This window comes from Bacteroides sp. LFL-34 (assembly GCF_027257075.1).
In the GTDB taxonomy this organism is placed as follows: domain Bacteria; phylum Bacteroidota; class Bacteroidia; order Bacteroidales; family Bacteroidaceae; genus Bacteroides; species Bacteroides ovatus.
In genome coordinates this window covers 21114-42734 of the sequence record NZ_JAPQKZ010000012.1, presented here as the reverse complement: position 1 = coordinate 42734, position 21621 = coordinate 21114, and the positions used below count along the sequence as shown (strand labels likewise).

Genomic DNA, 21621 nt, shown 5'->3' with positions numbered 1-21621 from the left:
TTAAGTTCGTTTATTTATTGCTTTTTTATTTGTTACTCTTTGATTATTATTCTGCGCCATTATGCTTTTTACAATACAAATGCCGCTATTTCAGATGACAGAGCAATAGTCTTGTCTTTCTAAAGATATATCTGCAACTAAAATAACCCATATTTTGTTGTCTTTATACAGTATTGAGTTTTTAGCGAATAAATATATAAATAATGATGAAGATGACAAAGAACTTATTGTTAGGGATTGCTGCCGTATGTGGCAGCACTTTTCAGGCTGTAGCTTGTACGGGAATCTCGCTGACGTCCCGTGACGGCAGTTATGTGCAAGCCCGTACGATTGAATGGGCGCGCGGTGTGTTGCAAAGCGAGTATGTGATTATTCCACGTGGTCAACAGCTCACGTCATTCACTCCTACGGGTGTCAATGGACTAACGTTTACGGCAAAATATGGAGTGGTCGGTCTGGCTGTTGTACAAAAAGAGTTTATTGCCGAAGGAATCAATGAGGCAGGACTTTCGGCTGGACTATTTTTCTTTCCTCATTATGGGGGATATGAAACGTATGATGCTGCACAGAACCAGCGGACACTGGCAGACCTTCAAGTGACGGAGTGGCTGTTGTCGCAGTTTTCCACTATTGACGAGGTGAAGGCAGCCCTTTCTTCTGTACGTGTTGTAGGACTGGAAAAGACAGCGGTAGTACATTGGCGTATCGGTGAACCGTCGGGGCGTCAGGTTGTATTGGAAATTGTAGGTGGCGTACCGCATTTTTATGAGAATACAGTAGGAGTGTTGACGAATGCCCCCGGTTTTGAATGGCAACTTACAAATTTGAACAACTACGTCAATCTTCATCCGGGTGACGCTTCCGTGCAAAAATTGAGCGGTATTACGTTGCAACCTACTGGTGGCAACTCCGGTTTTCTCGGCATTCCGGGTGATGCCACGCCTCCTTCGCGGTTTGTGCGTGCGGCCTTTTACCGGGGGACAGCTCCGCAACGTGCCACAGGCTTTGATACCGTGCAGCAATGTTTCCACTTGCTTAATAATTTTGATATTCCTATTGGTATAGAACATTCACAGGGTGATATTCCGGATATTCCCAGTGCTACGCAATGGACCTCAGCTATCGACCTCACGAACCGGAAGGTTTATTATAAAACAGCTTATAACAATTCGATACGTTGCATTGACTTAAAAGCTATTGATTTCTCAAAGGTAAAATATCAATCACAACCGTTGGATAAGATACAGGAGCAGCCGGTTGAAATGGTTAAGATTCCCCGGTAAAATATGGAACGGTATGGAGGTGCTCTTGTATAATAGTTGCTCGCATTAAGAATGCTCTCAAATAAATGTTGGTGACGTTTTACCCTCACACCCTCACCCTTTGTGCTCAATCCATTTATTCATCGGGGTTACAGGCGTGAGGGTAAAGGTGAGAGTAGGTGAGGGTAACTTTTTACTCTCACTCTGTCTCGTCCTGATTTGAGTTGACCAATCTTATTCCGTTTTTACACTAACTTCTTTATTATTACCATAATATCCACTTCCCGGCACATAAATCGGCTGCATGGTTCCACCCATATTTTTCAGTTTACCCTCGTCGCGCAGGCGCCGGATATGTCGCATGGCTGTACTTCTTGCCATTCCGCAAAGATATTGGAAGTCATGTCTTCGCATAAATGGATGAGTACGGAAGTACTTAGTCAGTTGCAGGTCAATTTCTTCGTTTGTCAGTTGGGTGAAATCCAGTCCTCCTTTGAGGCTTTTCACTTTAAGCACACCGAACTCGTTTTTCAATGTTTGGTCAGCGCGAAACTGAATTGCTTTCAGTTTCACTTTAGTTGCTTTCCGTTTGGTACTTATCGTTACGGGTTCCGTAGTGGTCAGGCACGGATGGAAATAACCGATGCCGTTCAGATGAACTTGGCGTCCTTCCGCCAATTCCTGTCCCATGATGTGCGAAAGCGCATCAAGTACGGCTGTGACGTCTGTTTCTGTCAGTGAACAACGTTCTTGAATACGTCGGCGCAGTACGTCGGTCCCTGTGGAACCGTTGTATTTGATGCGCGGATGCAGGGTGTTTCCGTTTTCTCCCTGCTGTTTGTTTGAAGGCTTCGGGTCTTCATACCAATCGAATAATATTGCCATAGCTCTATATTTGTTTTAAATGAACTCTTCTTGTTATGTATTCTCTTAGATAGTAATACATTAATGCTTAATGTTTCTTTTGTTAAACTCTAATGATTTGCAAGGGCTCACCCATGTGAATAAGGCTGTTTACGTCTGTAGACGTTTTTATTTACAATTGATAGCCTGTTTGTTCACACGGGTGAGCCCTTGACAACTACTAAGCAAAGATACATAAATAATAAGGCAAATGCAAATAATATGCAGGTATTTATCGGATAAAATGCTTGTTTACCGGAGGATAAAAGCGTATCTTTACAGGAATTAAATATGTAGATGTGATTGTAGAAAAAATAGACAAAAATAGGATGAAAGTTACTTTAATCAGACAAGACAACGGGAGCGGAAAAGAAACTCTTAGCATTTGTGAGACAGGCACACTATTCGACAAAATGAAGACGGAAACTAAAGCGGGACATATCACGGCTTTGCGGGAGATTATACCGTTGCTGGAAGGTACGTATGCCCGATACGAACATATTGATAAATTGCCATACATTTATTCTGCTGTGGAATATACCCGTACCAAAGAGGGCGAACGGAAAATGAAGCAGTACAACGGTTTGGTACAGTTGGAAGTGAGCCGGTTGGCCGGTGGCTCGGAAGCGGAGTTTGTGAAACGGCAAGCGGCACTTCTGCCACAGACTTTTGCCGCTTTTTGTGGCTCCAGCGGGCGTAGCGTGAAAATATGGGTGCGTTTCGCTTTGCCGGATGACGGAGGGTTGCCGGTCAAGGAAGCGGAGGCGGAATTATTTCATGTTCATGCTTATTGGCTGGCTGTGAAATGTTATCAGCCGATGTTGCCTTTCGATATTGATTTGAAAGAACCTGTTTTGGCACAGAGATGCCGTATGACGCTGGACGAATCTCCTTATTATAATCCGGATGCGGTGCCGTTCTGCCTGGAACAACCGCTTACGATGCTGGGAGAAGAGACTTTCCGCCAGCGGAAACAGGGAGAGAAAAATCCGTTATTACGGTTGCAGCCGGGATATGAGTCGGCGCAAACATTCACGAAGATTTATGAAGCGGCCTTGAACAGGGCACTTCAGGAAATGGAGGATTGGAAACGTGGGGACGACTTGCAGCCTTTATTGGTTCGCCTTGCCGAGCATTGTTTCAAAGCGGGGCTTCCCGAAGAGGAAGCGATACGACAGACGATGATTCATTATTATCGCGAGGAAGAAGAGCAGGTGATCCGTTCGATACTGCATAATCTTTATCAGGAGTGTAAGGGATTCGGCAAGAAAAGCAGTATCAATAAAGAGCAGGAGACGGCTTTTCTGTTGGAAGAGTTTATGAAACGTCGGTATGAATTCCGTTACAATACGGTGCAGGACGATTTGGAATATCGGCAACGCGATTCTGTTCACTTTTGCTTTAAGCCGGTGGATAAACGGGTGCGCAACAGTATTGCGATCAATGCTTTGAAGGAAGGCATCAGTGCGTGGGACCGTGATGTGGATCGTTTTCTGAATTCGGAATGTGTTCCTTTGTATAATCCTGTGGAGGAATATCTTTATGAGACAGGTCGCTGGGACGGGAAGGATCGTATCCGTGCATTGGCTGGTCTGGTGCCTTGTGATAATCCGCATTGGCAGGAATTATTTTACCGCTGGTTTCTTAGTATGGTGGCGCATTGGAGGGGAGTCGATCGGCAGCATGGTAATAATACTTCGCCTTTGCTGGTTGGTTCGCAGGGGTATCGTAAGTCTACATTCTGTCGCATTATTCTGCCGCCGGAGTTGCGTTTCGGCTATACGGACAGTATTGATTTTAAAAGTAAACAGGAGGCGGAACGCTATTTGGGACGTTTTTTTCTGATAAATATTGATGAGTTCGATCAGATTAATGTCAGTCAGCAGGGGTTCTTGAAGCATTTGTTGCAGAAGCCTGTGGCGAATCTGCGCAAACCATACGGTAATACGATTCGGGAAATGAGGCGTTATGCTTCTTTTATCGGTACCAGCAATCAGAAAGATTTGCTTACTGATCCTAGCGGTAGCCGCCGTTTTATTTGCATTGAGGTGACGGCTCCTATTAATACGAATGTTACGATTAATTACAAGCAGCTTTATGCTCAAGCGATGGAGGCTATTTATAAAGGTGAACGTTATTGGCTGAATGATGAGGATGAAAACATATTAAAACAGACTAACCGTGAGTTTGAACAGGCGAGTCCGCTGGAACAGCTGTTCCACTGCTATCTTAATCCCGTAGAAGAGGAAATGGAAGGCGAATGGCTGACTGCCATGCAGATTTTGAGTTATTTACAGACGAAAACACGGGATAAACTGGCTATTAATAAGGTAGGACAGTTTGGGCGTGCACTTCAAAAACTGAATATTCCTTGTCGTAAGTCTCGTAAAGGGACGCTTTATCATTTGATGAAAGTGAAGTAATTGATAAAGGTGGTGTGAAAGGGGGCTTTGTCAACCCAATCAGGACGAGACAGGGTGAGGGCAAAAAGTTACCCTCACCTACCCTCACTCTTACCCTCATCACTGAAAGGATGATGAATAGGGGGATGCAGGGAAAGTGTGAGGGTGTGAGAGTAAATCATGTATAAAAAATAATTGGATATTGAATCGGATGGTAAAGAATTGTGTGGCGGTCGGCAGTCCTTGCCGGGTGATAAAGTATATTGAGAACGATTGATTGTATGGAGGAGTGGGAGGGGGATTGTCTTTTCTACGTAAAAACAGCAATTTTCGGGTCGTTTATCAGTGATGCGTGTAGTAATTTTGCGGCATTGGAAATGAGAGTGCGAGTGTAAAAACGAAAATATTATTAGCTGTTATTTCAACTGTAAATATAATAAACGTATCTTTGGAAGTATGGAAGATAAAACGAATGTAATTAAGATACAGCGTTATCATTCTCCTTGTGGTGATTTGATGCTTGGCTCGTTTGAGGATAAGCTTTGTCTTTGTGACTGGGCGGCTGAAAGTCATAGGGATATCGTAGACAGGAGATTGCGGAAAGTGCTGAAAGCTGGTTATGAGAAAAGTACATCAGATGTGATACTGGAGGCGATGAGCCAGTTGGATGAATATTTCAATGGCGAGCGGACTGTGTTTGAGGTGCCTTTGCTTTTTGTTGGTACGGAGTTTCAGAAGAGTGTATGGTATAAGTTGTTGGAGATTCCATACGGTTCGACTGTGTCATACGGTGAGCTGGCAAAACAACTCGATTTGCCGAAAGCTGTCCGTGCTGTTGCTGCAGCTAATGGGGCGAACGCTATTTCTATTTTTGCTCCGTGCCATCGTGTCATCGGTAGTAACCGCACGCTTGTTGGGTATGGAGGCGGATTGCCTGCCAAAAAGCGGTTGCTGGATTTGGAATTAAATGGCAAACCTCTGTTATGAATGAGCAAAAGATGCTTGACTATGCATGCATTGCGCAGGCAATCGGGTATATAAGGGAGAATTTTAAAAGGCAACCGGGATTGGATGAGATTGCCGGGGAAGTGGCGTTGAGTACGGCGCATTTCCAACGTATGTTTACGGAGTGGGCGGGAGTTAGTCCTAAGAAGTTCTTGCAATATACCAGTATTGAATATGCCAAGAGAATCTTGAATGAAACTCATGCGTCTTTATTCGATGCGGCACAGGAAACAGGGCTTTCCGGTACGGGCAGATTGTATGACTTGTTTGTAAATATAGAAGGGATGACGCCGGGCGAATATAAAAACGGAGGTGAAAGTCTTTCTATCAATTACAGTTTTGCCAAAAGTCCTTTCGGTGAAATCTTCATTGCGTCTACCGATAAAGGTATTTGTTGTATGGAGTTTGCAGACGATCATGACGCGGCTTTTAACTCTTTACGGAAGAAGTTTCCTAATGCAAAGTTTACCTCGATTGTGGATGAAGTGCAGCAAAATGCTTTATTTATCTTCACGCAGGACTGGAGTAAACTCAAAGAAATAAAATTGCATCTGAAAGGTACCGACTTTCAACTAAAGGTATGGGAAACCTTACTGAAAATTCCTGTCGGTGGCTTGACTACTTACGGAGATATAGCCGTAGGAATCAATAATCCGAGAGCTTGCCGGGCTGTTGGAACGGCTGTCGGTGAGAATCCCGTAGCTTTCCTTATTCCGTGTCATCGGGTCATTCGTGCTTCCGGTGAGTTGGGAAATTACCATTGGGGAGAGATTCGCAAGACTGCAATGATTGGTTGGGAGGCTGCAAAAGGTGAGGTAAAGAGGGGATTATAGGAAAGAATGAAGGTGATTTTAGTTCACATTCTTTTTAGTGCAATGCTGTTTCTTATATTATTAATATATAACTAATTTGATTATGAAATTATTGGTATTCCTTGCTAAAGGGTTTGAAACGATTGAGTTTAGTGCTTTTATAGATGTTATGGGATGGGCAAAGACGGATTTTGATTGTAAAATAGATGTTGTGACCTGTGGCTTGAATCAAAAAGTGATTAGTTCTTTCAATGTTCCTGTTTTGGTGGATAAAGTCATGGATGAAGTGTCTGCAGATGAATATGACGCGCTTGCGATACCCGGCGGATTTGAAGAATTCGGATTCTATGAGGAGGCATATAATGAACAACTTCTGGAATTGATACGACTGTTTGACTCACAAAAGAAATGGATCGCAACAGTCTGCGTGGGAGCTTTGCCTGTTGGGAAAAGTGGAGTGTTGAACGGTCGGAAAGCAACAACTTATCATCTTAGAGGTGCTCATAAACAGAAAGTGCTTCAGGGATTTGGAGCAACTATCGTAAATTCTCCCATCGTGGTGGATGATAATATCATAACTTCTTATTGTCCTCAAACATCATACGGGGTTGCATTGCTTTTATTAGAGAAGTTGACCTCTCATAAAGAAATGGTTTTAGTGAAAGATGCTATGGGATTTTAATAAGTTGCATTTAAGCACTGCACTCGGTTTTGAGTTCGCTATGGATGATGCTTCTCACTGCTTTTTCATGTTTGAATAAATAATAATAAGTGCTTGCGGTAAGAAAAGCCAGAAACCGGATATTGGTTCGACTATGCAACCGATTATGGTGAACAGTAGAATGAAGTAACCTAAAAATAAAGGTGCCGGTTTTTGTTCTTTTCTGATATAGTATTGAAGTGTCTCTCCCCAAAGAATAAGTATTATTCCGCAGATTAGGAACCAGAAAGCAAAGCCCAGGTTATGATTTTCTCCAATAGAGTCTATTAATCCATTGTTAAGCATTTCCGTAAAAGCTTCTTTTCCAAGAAATAACGCATAAATGGTATGAATGACTCCTGTTGCTGTTAAAAGTGTTCCACTATATTTCCAAAGTTTCATGTTCTTGCCTTTTTAGTATTTTATTGGGATGTACACTTCTACAGAATTTGAAATTTAATCCGTTTTAACATATCATCCGGTTCTTAATAAGTTGCTCGATAACGCAAATATAAGTAATCATGTACGATTCCCAACGTATGATTTCGACATTTGTGTTTGTTTTAGATTCTTTATACTTGGTCATTCGTTTTCTTGTTGTGATATCTGTGGACATGAGTTGCTTTATAAATATCCTTTAGTTCTTCTTTATTGTATTGAAAATTATATCTTTGTATTTCAGATAGTTGGATTTATGGAGTTTATAAAAGAGGCTGGCGTCTCACCACAAAAAAGTATGGATATTAAGAATGATAAGATCACAATAAAGCCTTTGCGTGATAAGGATGTAGACATTTTCAGTAAATGGTTGGCTAAAGAATATATTTATAAATGGTTCTGCCCTGACGGAGAAGAACATAAAATGGCTTGGTTGGATGAGGTAAATAATAGAAATACCCAATATCATTATATGAAACATTTCATTGTTTATTATAATGATAAAGCCATTGGCTTTTGTTTATACTTGGATTGTTATTTTGAAAAAGAATATATACCGGAACATTACGGAAAAACTGTCGATGAGAAAGAGACAGTCTTTGAAATAGGTTATCTCATAGGCGAAGAGGAATATTTGGGTAAGGGCATCGGGAAGATTATTGTAAAGAAGCTGATCGGGGAAATTGCCGAAATAGGAGGGAAAGAGATATTGGCTGACCCTGATGAGGCTAATGTTTTATCCATAAGAACATTGTTAAGTAATGGATTCGTAAAAGTAAAAGATTGCGATTATAGGTATTGTCTTAAATAGATAAGAAAACTTCTTTTGAAAGAAGTTTTCTTATACGGCCATTCTATTTTTTATGCATATAGATGCTTTCCCGAAAAGCTTAAATTAATATCTCTTTGGTCATAACATCCATGTGCCTGTTTTGTGCATTTGGTAACTCTTTTCTATCTGCTCGGGCGTGTCGACATCCAAAGCATAGAGAACCTCACGGCTAAATTCAAGGGTATTCAGCCCTCCGGAAGTAACGATATTTCCGTCTCTTACACCTTGTTGATCTATGTAGTTTGCATCTCCGGTATAATTAATACCAGCATATTGTTTCAGATACTCCAGACCGTTACTGGTATGCTTCACATTGTTGAGGAAGCCGTGTGCTCCCAAAAAGACAGAGGCGTTGCAGATGCCTGCCACTACTTTTTGGTTTTCAATGGCAGTTTTGACCAGTGAAACGAGTTGTTCGGCCTCCGGGGTGAACCAGCTCATGCCTCCGATTAAAACTAACCCTGCATAGTCATCGGGAACATCCTGCAAGTCGTAATCAGGCAGTACTCTGAAGCCGCCCATAGACACGATCGGTTCTTTGGTAACTGACAAGGTTTTAACCGTATATTTTGCTTTGCCCGGTTCGAGGCCAAAGTTTAGAAGTGAAGCAATATATGCACTTTCCGTGTCTGCAAACTCGTTGAGCAATACAAATAGAATTTCTTTTTTCATTGTTAGCATAATTTTATATGATTTTTTCTAACCAGTTATTAAGTGAAGCAAGCTCAGTTGGGGTATGGAAATAGTGTCCTGCCTCTTTTGTTATATTCAACTTGCACGAAAATCGTTCGGCAAATTGAAAAACAACATTTGATTCACACAAATCGTCGTTGTCTCCTTTTAAATATAGGTTGGCACACTCCATTTGATGATTGGAGGTTCCTTTACGAAACAATAATAATCCCAATATAGATCTTGCCCTATGGGTGTCGATACGATTTGCTGACGTTCTAATTGCCTTGTTTGACTGATTACCATGAATTGCAATGATGACTCTATCAGAATCATCGCCCCATATGATGGCGGGAATATTATTTATGGTAATAGCTCGTTTCATCATTATGTCTTTTGTTTTTTAGTTTATATGAAATGTGATAGCCTTACTCCACAGTTACCTTGAAACGACATTTTTCTGCGCCACCCAAAACGGTTTCGATAATTTCCACGCTGATATTTTTATCGGGCAACAAATTCCCGATAATATACAATACGCTTTGGCGTGAACATTCGCAATGTGATGCGTCTTTTACTTTTCCGCTTGCTACCTCCGGACAGACACACGCCGGGTAGCCAATTTCATAAATATGTCCTTCTTCAATTGTCTTTGCGGAGAGCCATTCTGTATTCCCGTATCGTTTGTACTGTTCGTCTAAACAGCGGCCACATTCTTCAAATTGCTCTCTTTGCATTGGCAATATCGTATCCTTGACACAATGTATTGCCTTGTCTCTATAATTCATTTTATTTTCTTATTTAGATTCGCTTTCTAGTTCTTGATTCAAGTATTTCGCTTTTTTGTTATAGGCATATAAATATCTGTTTGAAAAACCATATAGCTAAACGCCATTTTTCAGGCAGTAGTCGCCATATTCTTCATTTCGACCTTCCTTAAGATTAGCATAATCTATGTCTAAAGGTATACTATAGGTTTGGTAATATTTTATTTTAGTATTAATTTCCATAAACTTCCTATTATTTGAATACAAAGTTGCTCAATAGATTACTCAGGAAGTTACCATAAATGATTATCTTTTATCTGAGTTGTAAACTCATTTATAGCATCATATCTCAGCTTCGAAACGGAAGAATTTACTTTCGCTATTTTCTTCGTCAAAAATCTTTCGATGAAATTCATTTTGTCAAACTGAAACTCGCCACCTAAAATGGCTTTGGGAATCGATAATCTCTGCAAGAACTCCGGGAAAGCCTTATTCATTTCTTCCGCTTCTTGCTCTTCGTTCATACAACAGATGAATAACCCTATTACTTTTTGCTCTAATAATAGTTGATTATTGTGACAGAATTGAGTAATTTTTCGGTTTGGAGAGCCCGCATAAATGGCTGTTCCGAGAATTATTCGATCGTAAGTTCGAATATCAGGTCTCGGACACTCTTTTAATGAGATGTAGTCAACTTTATTGGTCAACTTATCTCCGATAAGGCGTGTTACTCGCTCGGTAGTTCCATATTTTGAATAATATATTATAGCTGTTTTCATTCTTTTTCTATTAAATTTGCAGTGCAGCCTATTTCTGAATTTCCTCCAAGTAGATAAATCACACTTTTGCATAACACGTTCATCAACCTTTGTGGATCAATGTCCTTAATCGCAGAAATAGGATGTGTTTCAACCTGACAACTTTGAGTCAATATCAAATCACGTTCGATGCCGTCAGTAGATACTGCTGTAAATGCGAACATATTCTCAACAGGCATAAGCGGTTTAAAATAGCCGCTAATAAGTGGCATGGTTATCCTTTGTAAAGGTAGAGACTTTATTCTGACTAGCAAACAGTTTTCGATATAATTAATCTATATCTTGTTTTTCTCATATTTGAAAAGTATGTTCCCCATCTCAAAACGAGACAAAGAGCATTTCTTAATTTATAATAATGTACAGGTGCCAAGATTGATTCCATAATACCTGTACATATTGAAATTCCTACTTAAGATCCCGGATTTTGATACTCGCTGCCATTGGTGATTGTTGCAGTAAATGTAGTTGAAATGGGACGTAATACATAATTCGGGTGAAAGAATTGTGCTAAGTCTGGATGAGTATTGGCTCAGTTGTAATTCTTGGGGGATTTGGTTCAGGACACAGCCATATCCCTAAAAATTAATTCATTCCTGCACAGATTTGGATTAAAGCTGAATTCAAGTTATAAATGCGACAGTTGATTGAGAAGATAGTTTAGAAAACTATTTTTAGAGAGAAGCAGATGAAAAAACTCTTCATCTTGCTTCTCCCTTGGAATAAAGTTTCTATCTTGCTCCCTCAATCTCCTACCAAATCAGTCGCATAATGAAACAATTAACCGAAGGACAAAGATACGAATTGCAAGCGTATTTGCAAGCAGGAATTAAAAAAGATGAAATAGCTCATTTATTGGGCATTCATCGTAGTACCCTTTATCGAGAGTTATGTCGCAATAAATGGAATCCTACAGACTCTTATGATGCTGACTATGCCCAGTATCGTTACGAACGTCGTAAAGAGCAGCGCATTCGTCCAAAGAAATTCACAATGTGTGTTAAGGCTAGAGCCGAAGCCATGCTGGTTCAGTTGAATTATAGTCCGGAACAGATAGTAGGCAGATGTAAGGGACTAGGCTTCCCAATGGTTTCTGTGGAGAGGCTTTATCAGTGGATATGGGAGGATAAACGAAAAGGCGGAGACTTATATCGGTCACTTAGAAGAAAGGGGCGGAAGCATGGAAAGAGAGGTTCCGCGCATAATAGTAGAGGATGCATTCCCAATCGCAAGGATATTTCGGAAAGACCTGCTATTGTGGAGAAAAAAACGATGGGGAGATTTGGAAATGGATACTATTATTGGAAAGAATAATAAAGGGGCTATTCTTACAATTAATGAAAGAAAAACCGGGTGGCTATGGACATACAAGTTGCCAAGTAAGGAAGCTAAATATGTGGCGGCAGCAACCGTGCAACTATTGAGACCTTATAAGGGGCGAATACATACAATTACCTCCGACAATGGATCCGAATTTGCAGACCACCAATATATTGCGAAAGAATTAGGTATCGATTTTTACTTTGCAAAACCACATCACCCATGGGAAAGAGGAGCAAATGAAAATTTAAATGGATTAATCAGGCAATATATACCGAAAGGAATTTCGTTCGAATATATTACACACCAATATATAGAGGAAATGACATTGGAAATTAATCAAAGACCAAGAAAAAGACTGGGATTTTTATCCCCGAAAGAGGCACAAACTTTTAGAAAAATTAAGCAACTCAAGAAAAAATTGAACTTGTAAAATAAGGAGGTGTCGCATTTACAACTTGAATTCAGCTTTAATTCAAATCCGCACCGGAATGAATCTTTTTTTTTAAGGATGTGATTGCCCTGAATCAAATCCCCCAAATTTTCAGACTGAGCCCCTTTTTTGTCTTTTAAGCAAGACTGAAACAATAAAAAAAGTTCTACAATACGTTAATATTGTAGGACTTGTCTCTTTTTTGTCACCGTTTGGCTTTGTTCTTATGTGATCCGCCTGGGATTCTCCTAAGAGAGTTACCATGCTGATATTTAAAACGTTATATTTTTAGTTTCAAGCATATCCCATGAATTATCCCATTAATTTGCTACGTGCTTTTGCGGTAGTTTGCTCATGGAGAATACTGAAGACAAAGATAGTTACTTTATTTTATAAAATCATATTTGAGAGATAAATTTTAAACAAAAGGATACAAACTGAATTAGCCAATAGATTTAGCGAATTAACAACTGTGTGTATTTGGGTCTTTACACTGTATATCTTCAAGAAACTTGCTATAAAGCTAAACAATTTCCTCTACCCAAAGACTCATGTTTTTTTATTGAAATACATTTTATTTGTATAGGTAATATAAAAAACATTTGCGGCTTGACATTGGATTTTATTGCAGGAACTTATAGATTAAATTACAATTGATTACAAGCACACAAACTGAGATCTATTTGCAACAGAACAGGTGATTTTCTTTCCTTTTCTTGCAGATTCTCTTTTTTCTATAATCCTTTTCCCATCGATTCAATATCTAATAAGTTAATTTCATCTATTTTGTCTTTATGTATGATGATAGTTAATTTTGCAGGATATTTGAATCTGTATTCGCTTAACTTAAATGTCCAAAGCATTATTTTTAATAAATCTTCATCAGTTATATTTTTATGTTCCTTTATTCGAGTAATACCTGATCCAAAAATAGGTACAGAAACGCTTTTTTGAGCATAAATTCTATTAACCCTATCCCAAAAATTGATAAGAAATTCGACATATTCAGGCATAGTTAAATAAGCCCTATTCTTATCGTCGAATTTAGAAAAAGCTGTTAATAAATATTCTTTGTAAACAATAATAGTACTCAATTTGTATTTAATCGCTTTTCCTCCATTTTTTCTATTAACCCCTTTCTCTATAATATCATCATCATCGCATTGTTCAGTTATATACTTGTCAAGTTCTTTTGTCTTGTTGGCGCATATGGTATTTATAAAAATACCATTTAAGGAATGTTCTGAAATTATTCTATTATCAACTTGAGTGTCAAAATATTCATTAAATCCTATAGCTTTATATCCTTCTTCTTCAAATAAATCTCCCTCCTTGATAATTACACTGCTCCCATCAATTTGTATCTTCACATTCTTTAATTTGTTAACACAAATCCATATTGAAAGATAAATAAAAACAAGAAGAATTAGACATAAAAGACCTACCCATAGATTGCATTTCTCACATGCGTCGGGAAAGAAATTAAATAAATAGACAAAAGATATTATACCTGAAATTATAGAAAAATACCCCCAGAATTTCGTTAAGATTCTTTTATCAAATAGAGTAACCTTTTTCATATTTAATTTATTAAAAAAAATAATCACCTGGATCGCATTTGCTATTTATCATTAAATCTGGATCATTAAGAGCCTGTTCAATAAGCTCTTTGTTTAGAGGGATGTGTAAAACAGGAACTACTGATTTTGAATCCCTGAAAATTGGGAGATTATTCCAAAGGGCTTCCACAGTACTATTTAATGCTTTCCCTGTAGATGTTAACAATGATGATTTGTCTTTAAGCTCAGGATATATTACAATTACAGGAAGCCCAAGCGTGTTAATTCCATAATCAATTTCTTCTCTCAATGCTTTTGAATTTTTCGTTACGGAACTTAGAAAGAGGATAATATTTTTGGAACAATTTAATCTTTCTCTTAGTCTTGGTTTTAGTGTCTTCTCCCAATCACTTCCATCACGAACATTATATGTTTTATTATGCGAATCATTGAAAAGAAACGAACTATCCCTGCCCTTCCATGCTCTTAGCAAATTATAATACTGAAAATCTTTTGCAGCATAAGCACCTAGTGATGATTCGCTAAAAGGTTCACTGACATAAAATGCAGAATAATTACCATTTTTATATCCCATAACTATAATATTATAATGATACTATTAACCTAAAGCAGATTTAACAGTCTGATAATCCCAGTAGTATTGTCCATTTTGATAATAACACATTGCTTTATGAGTACCAACATATTTTACAGCATCTGGACATTTAGATTTATCTACTGTAGCAGCATTATACAATACTACAATTTTTAGTCCATCTCGAACAGCTTTTTCACATTCATATTCGCTATAACTACGATTATCCACAAAATTTCCTCGTGCGCAAACTCCTGTCCAACTATTTTTACTACCGCAGTATTGACAACTACCACTTCGTACACTTTTTGTATTGCTACCAACAATAAGTACAAATGTTTTAGATGCATCAAGCCTTTCCGCAAGAGAACGTTTTATACTGCAATTTAGACTACCATCTCTTGATTGCTGTAAATCGTGGGCATCAGTAAACGACAAACTAAAATGGTTACTATCATTCCATTTATGTAATTGCTGGACGGCATCACTATCTCCATCCCATTCAGCAGCAATGTAAGTTCTTGTCCTGTAAGTCATAACTATATCATTTGTTATTTAGATGTGTTAATTTCATGTAATCGTCTTCTTATTAAAGCTGTAATAAGGAGTATTTAAATTATTATGCAATAATACACATAAAAAGGAATATGGCAAAATGTTTATTGATTGTTTTTCAGCATGTTGTTCAAAATCGCTTATTTGTTAATAATGAATTATTACTAAAACTTAGTATACTCAAATTTTATCTTGCGTGATAAAATCAATTAAATCTACATTTGAATATGCTGTACTAAAAGAAGGCTTCAGATAGGGTGAATATCTGGAATATCGAGAATATCGGCTATATTTTGAGTATTTTGAATATTCAGAGTAAACTGAGTAAGGACATTTTTCCTTTATAGAACCTACTCTATATCCTTTCAAATCATAAATGATCCCTTCGCAATACCATCCAATATGTTTACCTCGCCAACCATAAATTTTATCTTCATGCAAATAGGCTACTGCATGTCCTTCCCACGTGTAAAAAGAATTGTCATAGTCTGTTGACAAATAAATTTGTGGCTTTCCTGTTTTATTATAAAAAGTTGTTTCCATTTTAATTTTCTTTATTTATAAATATATGTATAAAAGACCTGAAACATTTCAGGTCTTTTATAGCAACAGCTAGAATCCCAACCTGCAAATACATAAGGGCTTATTTTAATCTCCCTTTTTGTGTTTATGCGGTTTCAGAGAAGGCGTATTGCCTGGGGTTTCCTTATTATCCCTCTGACGCTTGTCTGGCTTTCCTGTCGTTTTAGCAATTCTTTTAGGTCCGGGTTTGATTCCCATAATTTTTTATTTTACAGATTAAACAATTGATTGAATGTCAAAATTATATACGACAATTAGTGTGCCAAAATATAGATTTCAAGTAACTTTAAGATGATACACCTAAAATGTGACTGACAAGAGGTGTCATTCTGGCAGAGTCAGCTCTTCTCTATTTTCTGGGACGAAAATATTCTATTGGTAAAACAGAAGTTGGACATTTAGTACAATGGCTTCTCCCAACCAACAGATTTTTCCCTTTTATTCTTGGAATATATTTTTGTGTTTAGAGAAAGAAAGTATTATAATTGTTTTTCCATTGAACAAATAAGATTTTAGTTTATCCACTATTATGGAATAGTTTTCACCATCTATTGAATCAAATTCTGACTTTTTGACAAATGAGCTGCTTTTAGCATTGGCACATTCAATGCCAATATGATTAAAACTATATTTCCGGACTAGCCCTATCAGCAATCAGATAAAGTGTGCTCCGTGTCCTATCTTCTCTTTGCTGAAACCCAATTGGGCTATAGTAAAAAGCCCATGGAAATAGGTTTTCAAACTTCCTGATACGTATATACAAGTCTATAGGGCTATTCCTGAGGTGTGGTAATATTATTCACCGCCAAGCTGACAAGTACGATACTTAGAACGCTCCATTAGGTAGCGGTCTGTATCATTCCTGGGTTCTTCATATTCAATTATCGTCTTATTCCTTTCTTCTTTTTCTTTTTATGCTTTTGTACCTGTAAATTCTCTGCCTGCGTTGCATCGTAATTATTGCTGTCTCCTAACGAAAAAATAGATAGCAAAGAATCATCGCCACTATTTTTTGGCTGATTGTAAGAATGTTTGTTATCTTCCTTGCTATCAAGATTGCAAGAAAACATGTTTTCTTTTTCACTGGATTGATATGTTTCTTTTTTCTTTTCTCCAGTAATTTTTTGTTCTTGTAATTCAAGTTGTTCAGAGATAGAACCGTTCTTCATCGTGTTGTGGTAATCAAACGATTCAGATTGTTGCCGTTTATAGCCGAATAGCTTATCAAAGCCCTGTTCTGCTTGTTGGAATAGGTTCACACGGTCAAAACCACTCGTTACCGTCCCTTTTTGGGTGTTCTTGTGATTGGTAAGCGGTGATAGCTTTTTCTTATTGGTTTGGTCTTTACGGCTCACAATCAAATGACAGTGCATATTCAACTCATTGTCTGAACCGTTGCGGTCAAAATGAATCTTACCGTAAAACTTTATATCGGCTTCGGATAGTCCTTTATTGAAGTTCTTAGCATATTCAGGAACAAATACTTCACGGATATAGTGTTTCATTGCTTCTGCTTGTTCCTGTTCTGTATTACCCATCGCTCGGAGTTCCTTTTCCGATGGGCTGACATGGATAGCGTAAAACTTAGCATCAGTTTTTAGGAGTTGTCCGATATTGCTATCTATATCTTTTATCACGGCTGATTTATATATGTTATCTTCCGTCAGATTGAAAAAGCCTTCGGTATAGATGCCCTTAACCATCCGTTCTAAATCCTCGTGTTCCATATAATTAGCTAACTGTCGGCAACTTCCAGCATTATTATATGTTCCGTTTGATGGCGGGGCAAAGTCTATGTGCATAATCCTATGTATTTATCAGATTGCTGATTTCAGTTTTCAGATTCTCTTTCCTTTTGCTATCCATCACACCACAAGCAGAAAGTTCGGAATAGAGTTGTATTAGGTGAAGCAACTTTTTATAATCCCGTTGGTGTATCTGGTAGAGTGCGTTAATCTGTTTCGATTGGTTGTTTATCACATCGGCATGATTACCGAACTGTTCGCTTAACTTTTTCAGCACGGCTGTTTGTCTCTCCTGACTGGCTTCCAGTTGAGAGAGAATAAGAGCTTCCAGAGCTTTGCCGATAGCATCGAAGCGTAAAGCGATTGAATTTGTAGCCCGTATCATGGGATTTAGCTGTTCTTCCTCATAGTGACGAATGAACCGGATAATATCGTCCTGTCTTTTATTTATTTTCGCCAGTTCCGATTTTACGGATTCAGGGGCTTCAGATGGGTTGATATGTGCCTTATCTATATACCCAAACGCCAACTTTACAACTTCACTCTTTTTCAGTGAATAGCGTTTGCATATCTTCTCTACCAAAGCTGCCGTTTCCTTGTCTATGGAAATGGTAGTGAATATCGTTTTCCGACTGCTGTGTGGCATGATAATTACTTTTTTATAGAAATTTGAATAGATAAATACTTGATAATAAGTGTTTCAAAGAAAATGCTTATTACAGGTGTCATTACAGCGTGTTCTTGTAACACGCTAAAGCCGAAGGCTTTGCCCCGCAGGGCAAGAGGGAAGAACAGGACTTGTCCAGTTCCCTCTTGCTCAATTTAGCGAAATGAGCGAAGCCGGAAGGCGTAGCTGTTTCTGCTAAATTGGGGTGGTAGTGTAGAGGAATAGCCTAAATATAGACTTCTTTTCTCTGCTACATTTTGCTTTCAAGATTTATTCTCTAATTGATTAGCTTTTTCAAACTGCTTGTAAGTTTGAGAGTCGGCACGTTCACGAACAAAAGTCCGAATATCGTTCGCTCGATAGTAGGTTTTCTTTCCGATGGTAAAGTAGGGTAGTTGTCCGCTCACTCTGTAACGTTGGAGAGTTCGGAACGATACTTTCAGGAGAAAAGCCAAATCTTGGTTATCTAACAGCTTCTCATTATCATCGAGAACATTGTCCGTATTGATAAGTGACTTTAGGTCTTTACCTATTTCGATCAGTTTCTTGGAAAGCTGCTCCATCCACTTCTCGAAGTTTTCATTGTCTATATACATTTTGCTCCATTTTTAGTTCAACATTATTGTTTTCAATCGATTGATGAAGCAAAGTTCGGCAAATAGATGCAAATAAGTTAGGGGAGTAGATATACTACACCCCTAACAATTATTGATAAGTATCTGATTTATAGATAGCCTTTCTTTTTGCTTTCTTCGAAAATGGCTTTACGAAGTAAATCCAAAAACTCCGTGCGTTTATTGGCTTTCCGGCAAATTACATTCTCGTGTTTTTTGTGGATGTCCCCCAACTTGATATTGAACAGGTATTCAAAAGCTCGTCCAATTTCCGTAAGTGGTGATTTTGTTCCATTGTGGGTTACAACTCTTTCAGATAGGAATATTCCGCTAACAAGTTCCATGATTTCTACAAGATATGTTTCATCAGTAAGATATAGAGGTGAGCGTAAAAAAATATTTTCCCGATTTTGGAACTGAACCGGATATTTGATTCGCCATTTTACAATGCATATTTCATTATTTATCAGCTCTATTGCTTCATCAAGAAGTAATAGAAAAGCATTTTTTTCCCTGCTCAAATTGTACTCGATACGATTTGAGCTTATTTACTCCAAAGGAAAAATAGCGCAATAATACTGCATAATCCTGTTCGTTTATACTAAAATTGGCTAAATGTATAGCCAATTCCTCAATAGCTTCTGCAAATTCAGATACAGAAACTTTACGTTGCGAGTATTCCGACAATAGACGGAAAAATCTCTGTTCTAATAATTGTTTCATACTTACCTCATTCTAATGTTTATAGGATTTTCCTTATTGTAAAGAACTGATTTAGCCTTGAAGGCATAGAATAAGGTTAATATCGTCGATAGTAAGTCTGCCACCATTGGCGTATACAGCACGCCACGCAGCCCCCAATAAGTAGGCAGTATCAATATGATAGGAATAAATATAATTCCTTGCCTACTGACATTGAGCAGGAGGCTATGCAGACCCATGCCGGCGGACATGTAGAACGCAGCATAGACGAATTGAAAACCTAGTGTAAAGAACATGATTGTATTGATATTCAATGCTTCTGCTGCTGTTTTCTGCATGTTCACATCTTCCCCAAACCATCCGATAATAGAAGTTGAAAATGAGAAGATAACAACAGTCCATAGGATGCAATAGGAAGTGGTAAGTACGAGCGACCACCGTATAGCTTGCTTTAGTCTTGGATAGTTTCCCGCACTATAATTATATCCGGCAATGGGCTGAAATCCTTTGACGAATCCGTAAACTATATTTGACCCAAGTGTGACTATTTTTAGAACGATGCCTATGGCGGCAACAGCTTCATTGCCATACTTGGCACTTGCTTTCTGCATCAAACTAATAGACATAGCCTGAAAAACTTGCAGGAAGAGCATTGCTATCCCGATTTTTAAGACTTCGGCATAAATGGCTAAAGTTGGCTTAAACAACCGTGGAGATACCTTGATGATAGTTTTCCGGCTATAATGCCAACAATATATGAGGGCTGTTATTAGTTGGGAAGCAATGTTTGCATACGTCGATCCATTCACTCCTAAACCAAAGATATAGATAAATAAGGGCACAAGTCCCATATTGACGACAGCGCCCGTAATCATTGCCGTAGCAGAGACTTTGGAAGCCCCTTGCGACACGAAAATATTCGCTGATGCCACATTGAAAACTCCTATTGCGCAGCAGACGGTGAATAGACGTCCATATCCAATCGCAATGTTAATACTTGCATCGTCCGCACCCATATAACAGAGGATTCGGTGTATGAACAAGTTGCAGAATGTCATGATGAAAATGCCTGACATAAACGCTGTCAACACGGAAACGGAAGCCACAACGCTTGCTTCATCCAGCTTCTTTTTTCCCAACAGTCGGGAGACAAATACTCCACCGCCTACACCGAAAGTCAGTCCGACCCCCGTAAATATTAACGCAAAAGGGAAAACAATGGAAACAGCTGCGATAGGAATCGTACCTAAATGAGATACCCAGAATGTATCTGCAATATTGTAAACTGCCATGATTAACATGGAAATGACCATTGGCAACCCCATTTTAACAAGGGACTTCATCATGTTTCCATCTCGTAAAACATTGATTGTAGCTGAATTATTTTTCATCATAACCTTTACACCTTTTTTGGGGTGCAAAGGTAATATGGGAATAATGGAGAAATTGTGTATAAATTCGACATTAACGCTTGCGGCGATGCACCTCCGAAGCGTTTGAACTCGCGTATCAAATGACTGTGGTCATAATATCCGCAGTCCAAGGCGACCGAAAACAGACTTTCATTAGGATGAAGCCTCAAGTATTTCTCGGATAAAGAAAATCGAGTGATGCTACTGAACATCTTCGGCGTCATTCCCGTCAGATTCTTAAACTGTCTTTCAAATTGGCGTTGGCTCAAACAGACCTTATCCAACAGTTTATTAACGGGAACCATACCATTTGTCATTCGTATGTATTCTGCCACATAGATGAATTGTTTATCAATATTGTTCAGACAATTCAGTTTTCCCAGCAGATATTCTTCTATATAATTCAGTCGTTCTATTTCATCTTCTTTTTCAGCCAACCGTTCCGAATTAAAATCTGCAAAAAGCGACAAGAACAGACTTGTGTCTACTCGGCAATTATTAAATTCATATACAGGTACTTTTGTGTAAGCGGAGATGGCACATGGACGAAAGCGCACACCTATCATCCGGTCTGCCCTCTCATGCACCACATTGGAAAATGTTGTCTTTGTACCAATGATATAGGGAATGAAAGGCTTTATGATGTCTACTTCATTCTCTGCCAAATTAAACAGCACATTTATGCCTCCATCAGGTAGGATACGTAAAGTCTGTCTACCCGATAAACTCTCGTCCGTAGCCCAATAAGTTTCAATATATGGCGCAAGTAATATGTTTGGTTTATATTCTCTGTACATTTATACAATTGGCTAATTGGGAATATTGATAA

The 21621-nt window shown here is 38.5% G+C and carries 24 protein-coding genes and 1 pseudogene; 7 read left to right on the top strand and 18 right to left on the bottom strand.

Annotation, left to right across the window (positions count from 1 at the left end):
- The first annotated feature begins 203 nt into the window (after nt 1-203).
- Nucleotides 204-1283 (top strand): linear amide C-N hydrolase, encoded by a 1080-nt coding sequence (locus N5O98_RS09340; protein ID WP_009040653.1) that lies wholly within the window; start codon nt 204-206, stop codon nt 1281-1283.
- 213 nt (nt 1284-1496) lie between these two features.
- Here the strand turns inward: N5O98_RS09340 and N5O98_RS09335 are convergent, their stop codons facing one another.
- Nucleotides 1497-2147, bottom strand: a complete 651-nt coding sequence (locus N5O98_RS09335; protein WP_009040654.1) for an HU family DNA-binding protein — start codon at nt 2145-2147, stop codon at nt 1497-1499.
- A gap of 347 nt (nt 2148-2494) precedes the next feature.
- On the opposite strand from N5O98_RS09335, the gene N5O98_RS09330 reads away from it, so the two are divergent.
- The 4 genes from N5O98_RS09330 (at nt 2495) to N5O98_RS09315 (ending at nt 7066) form a co-directional block, all read left to right on the top strand.
- The gene (locus N5O98_RS09330; RefSeq protein WP_004306440.1) at nt 2495-4588 is read left to right on the top strand and encodes a BT4734/BF3469 family protein; all 2094 of its coding nucleotides are present in this window, start codon (nt 2495-2497) and stop codon (nt 4586-4588) included.
- Nucleotides 4589-5023: 435 nt separating this feature from the next.
- Nucleotides 5024-5554 (top strand): methylated-DNA--[protein]-cysteine S-methyltransferase, encoded by a 531-nt coding sequence (locus N5O98_RS09325; protein WP_009040656.1) that lies wholly within the window; start codon nt 5024-5026, stop codon nt 5552-5554.
- The gene (locus N5O98_RS09320) at nt 5551-6405 is read left to right on the top strand and encodes a bifunctional helix-turn-helix domain-containing protein/methylated-DNA--[protein]-cysteine S-methyltransferase (protein ID WP_009040657.1); all 855 of its coding nucleotides are present in this window, start codon (nt 5551-5553) and stop codon (nt 6403-6405) included. Before N5O98_RS09325 ends, N5O98_RS09320 begins: the two co-directional genes overlap by 4 nt.
- Before the next feature lie 82 nt (nt 6406-6487).
- Nucleotides 6488-7066 (top strand): DJ-1/PfpI family protein, encoded by a 579-nt coding sequence (locus N5O98_RS09315; protein WP_004306443.1) that lies wholly within the window; start codon nt 6488-6490, stop codon nt 7064-7066.
- A 54-nt stretch (nt 7067-7120) separates the two neighbouring features.
- On the opposite strand, the gene N5O98_RS09310 is transcribed toward N5O98_RS09315, so the two are convergent.
- The gene (locus N5O98_RS09310; RefSeq protein ID WP_004309084.1) at nt 7121-7486 is read right to left on the bottom strand and encodes a DUF6463 family protein; all 366 of its coding nucleotides are present in this window, start codon (nt 7484-7486) and stop codon (nt 7121-7123) included.
- Between the two features lie 334 nt (nt 7487-7820).
- Between N5O98_RS09310 and N5O98_RS09305 the strand changes: the two genes are divergently transcribed.
- Nucleotides 7821-8333 (top strand): GNAT family N-acetyltransferase, encoded by a 513-nt coding sequence (locus tag N5O98_RS09305; RefSeq protein WP_004309086.1) that lies wholly within the window; start codon nt 7821-7823, stop codon nt 8331-8333.
- A 99-nt stretch (nt 8334-8432) separates the two neighbouring features.
- Here the strand turns inward: N5O98_RS09305 and N5O98_RS09300 are convergent, their stop codons facing one another.
- The 5 genes from N5O98_RS09300 to N5O98_RS09280 form a co-directional block, all read right to left on the bottom strand.
- Nucleotides 8433-9026 carry a type 1 glutamine amidotransferase family protein gene (locus tag N5O98_RS09300; RefSeq protein WP_022199144.1) on the bottom strand — a complete coding sequence of 198 codons (594 nt, stop codon included), beginning with the start codon at nt 9024-9026 and terminating at the stop codon, nt 8433-8435.
- Nucleotides 9027-9039: 13 nt separating this feature from the next.
- Nucleotides 9040-9414 carry a hypothetical protein gene (locus tag N5O98_RS09295; protein WP_022199145.1) on the bottom strand — a complete coding sequence of 125 codons (375 nt, stop codon included), beginning with the start codon at nt 9412-9414 and terminating at the stop codon, nt 9040-9042.
- Between the two features lie 40 nt (nt 9415-9454).
- Nucleotides 9455-9814, bottom strand: a complete 360-nt coding sequence (locus N5O98_RS09290) for a hypothetical protein (RefSeq protein ID WP_022199146.1) — start codon at nt 9812-9814, stop codon at nt 9455-9457.
- Nucleotides 9815-10086: 272 nt separating this feature from the next.
- Complete coding sequence (locus N5O98_RS09285) at nt 10087-10572, bottom strand: flavodoxin domain-containing protein (RefSeq protein ID WP_022199148.1); 486 nt, start codon at nt 10570-10572, stop codon at nt 10087-10089.
- On the bottom strand, nt 10569-10823 hold the full coding sequence (locus tag N5O98_RS09280; protein ID WP_134978752.1) for a hypothetical protein: 255 nt from the start codon (nt 10821-10823) through the stop codon (nt 10569-10571). Before N5O98_RS09280 ends, N5O98_RS09285 begins: the two co-directional genes overlap by 4 nt.
- A 553-nt stretch (nt 10824-11376) precedes the next feature.
- Between N5O98_RS09280 and N5O98_RS09275 the strand changes: the two are divergent.
- Nucleotides 11377-12361, top strand: a pseudogene (locus N5O98_RS09275) (IS30 family transposase).
- Nucleotides 12362-13095: 734 nt separating this feature from the next.
- On the opposite strand, the gene N5O98_RS09270 reads toward N5O98_RS09275, so the two are convergent.
- The 11 genes from N5O98_RS09270 to N5O98_RS09220 form a co-directional block, all read right to left on the bottom strand.
- Nucleotides 13096-13941, bottom strand: coding sequence for a macro domain-containing protein (locus N5O98_RS09270; RefSeq protein WP_022199152.1), 846 nt, complete (start codon nt 13939-13941; stop codon nt 13096-13098).
- Nucleotides 13942-13951: 10 nt separating this feature from the next.
- On the bottom strand, nt 13952-14515 hold the full coding sequence (locus N5O98_RS09265; protein WP_022199153.1) for a TIR domain-containing protein: 564 nt from the start codon (nt 14513-14515) through the stop codon (nt 13952-13954).
- A 24-nt stretch (nt 14516-14539) separates the two neighbouring features.
- On the bottom strand, nt 14540-15052 hold the full coding sequence (locus N5O98_RS09260) for a TIR domain-containing protein (protein ID WP_022199154.1): 513 nt from the start codon (nt 15050-15052) through the stop codon (nt 14540-14542).
- Between the two features lie 198 nt (nt 15053-15250).
- Nucleotides 15251-15613, bottom strand: coding sequence for a 4-fold beta flower protein (locus tag N5O98_RS09255; RefSeq protein WP_022199156.1), 363 nt, complete (start codon nt 15611-15613; stop codon nt 15251-15253).
- 920 nt (nt 15614-16533) lie between these two features.
- Nucleotides 16534-17454, bottom strand: a complete 921-nt coding sequence (locus N5O98_RS09250; RefSeq protein WP_022199158.1) for a DUF5712 family protein — start codon at nt 17452-17454, stop codon at nt 16534-16536.
- Nucleotides 17455-17458: 4 nt separating this feature from the next.
- Nucleotides 17459-18043: a BfmA/BtgA family mobilization protein gene (locus N5O98_RS09245; protein ID WP_022199159.1), complete on the bottom strand. Its 585-nt coding sequence runs from the start codon at nt 18041-18043 to the stop codon at nt 17459-17461.
- Between the two features lie 284 nt (nt 18044-18327).
- Entirely contained in the window at nt 18328-18660 is a 333-nt protein-coding gene (locus N5O98_RS09240; RefSeq protein WP_022199160.1) for a helix-turn-helix domain-containing protein, read from the bottom strand.
- Nucleotides 18661-18788: 128 nt separating this feature from the next.
- Nucleotides 18789-19199: an RteC domain-containing protein gene (locus N5O98_RS09235; RefSeq protein ID WP_017141875.1), complete on the bottom strand. Its 411-nt coding sequence runs from the start codon at nt 19197-19199 to the stop codon at nt 18789-18791.
- Entirely contained in the window at nt 19162-19401 is a 240-nt protein-coding gene (locus tag N5O98_RS09230) for a hypothetical protein (RefSeq protein ID WP_022199162.1), read from the bottom strand. The genes N5O98_RS09235 and N5O98_RS09230 overlap by 38 nt, the downstream gene beginning before the upstream one ends.
- A 2-nt stretch (nt 19402-19403) precedes the next feature.
- On the bottom strand, nt 19404-20774 hold the full coding sequence (locus tag N5O98_RS09225) for an MATE family efflux transporter (RefSeq protein ID WP_022199163.1): 1371 nt from the start codon (nt 20772-20774) through the stop codon (nt 19404-19406).
- 5 nt (nt 20775-20779) lie between these two features.
- Entirely contained in the window at nt 20780-21589 is an 810-nt protein-coding gene (locus tag N5O98_RS09220; RefSeq protein WP_022199164.1) for a helix-turn-helix domain-containing protein, read from the bottom strand.
- Nucleotides 21590-21621 lie beyond the last annotated feature (32 nt).

Coding starts and splice junctions, on each gene's coding strand:
- N5O98_RS09285 (WP_022199148.1), bottom strand. CDS start 10,572: ATGAAAACAGCTATAATATATTATTCAAAATATGGAACTACCGAGCGA.
- N5O98_RS09255 (WP_022199156.1), bottom strand. CDS start 15,613: ATGGAAACAACTTTTTATAATAAAACAGGAAAGCCACAAATTTATTTG.
- N5O98_RS09240 (WP_022199160.1), bottom strand. CDS start 18,660: ATGTATATAGACAATGAAAACTTCGAGAAGTGGATGGAGCAGCTTTCC.
- N5O98_RS09280 (WP_134978752.1), bottom strand. CDS start 10,823: ATGCCACTTATTAGCGGCTATTTTAAACCGCTTATGCCTGTTGAGAAT.
- N5O98_RS09245 (WP_022199159.1), bottom strand. CDS start 18,043: ATGCCACACAGCAGTCGGAAAACGATATTCACTACCATTTCCATAGAC.
- N5O98_RS09335 (WP_009040654.1), bottom strand. CDS start 2,147: ATGGCAATATTATTCGATTGGTATGAAGACCCGAAGCCTTCAAACAAA.
- N5O98_RS09320 (WP_009040657.1), top strand. CDS start 5,551: ATGAATGAGCAAAAGATGCTTGACTATGCATGCATTGCGCAGGCAATC.
- N5O98_RS09270 (WP_022199152.1), bottom strand. CDS start 13,941: ATGAAAAAGGTTACTCTATTTGATAAAAGAATCTTAACGAAATTCTGG.
- N5O98_RS09300 (WP_022199144.1), bottom strand. CDS start 9,026: ATGAAAAAAGAAATTCTATTTGTATTGCTCAACGAGTTTGCAGACACG.
- N5O98_RS09225 (WP_022199163.1), bottom strand. CDS start 20,774: ATGATGAAAAATAATTCAGCTACAATCAATGTTTTACGAGATGGAAAC.
- N5O98_RS09340 (WP_009040653.1), top strand. CDS start 204: ATGATGAAGATGACAAAGAACTTATTGTTAGGGATTGCTGCCGTATGT.
- N5O98_RS09220 (WP_022199164.1), bottom strand. CDS start 21,589: ATGTACAGAGAATATAAACCAAACATATTACTTGCGCCATATATTGAA.
- N5O98_RS09325 (WP_009040656.1), top strand. CDS start 5,024: ATGGAAGATAAAACGAATGTAATTAAGATACAGCGTTATCATTCTCCT.
- N5O98_RS09260 (WP_022199154.1), bottom strand. CDS start 15,052: ATGACTTACAGGACAAGAACTTACATTGCTGCTGAATGGGATGGAGAT.
- N5O98_RS09305 (WP_004309086.1), top strand. CDS start 7,821: ATGGATATTAAGAATGATAAGATCACAATAAAGCCTTTGCGTGATAAG.
- N5O98_RS09230 (WP_022199162.1), bottom strand. CDS start 19,401: ATGAAACAATTATTAGAACAGAGATTTTTCCGTCTATTGTCGGAATAC.
- N5O98_RS09315 (WP_004306443.1), top strand. CDS start 6,488: ATGAAATTATTGGTATTCCTTGCTAAAGGGTTTGAAACGATTGAGTTT.
- N5O98_RS09295 (WP_022199145.1), bottom strand. CDS start 9,414: ATGATGAAACGAGCTATTACCATAAATAATATTCCCGCCATCATATGG.
- N5O98_RS09330 (WP_004306440.1), top strand. CDS start 2,495: ATGAAAGTTACTTTAATCAGACAAGACAACGGGAGCGGAAAAGAAACT.
- N5O98_RS09310 (WP_004309084.1), bottom strand. CDS start 7,486: ATGAAACTTTGGAAATATAGTGGAACACTTTTAACAGCAACAGGAGTC.
- N5O98_RS09250 (WP_022199158.1), bottom strand. CDS start 17,454: ATGCACATAGACTTTGCCCCGCCATCAAACGGAACATATAATAATGCT.
- N5O98_RS09290 (WP_022199146.1), bottom strand. CDS start 9,814: ATGAATTATAGAGACAAGGCAATACATTGTGTCAAGGATACGATATTG.
- N5O98_RS09265 (WP_022199153.1), bottom strand. CDS start 14,515: ATGGGATATAAAAATGGTAATTATTCTGCATTTTATGTCAGTGAACCT.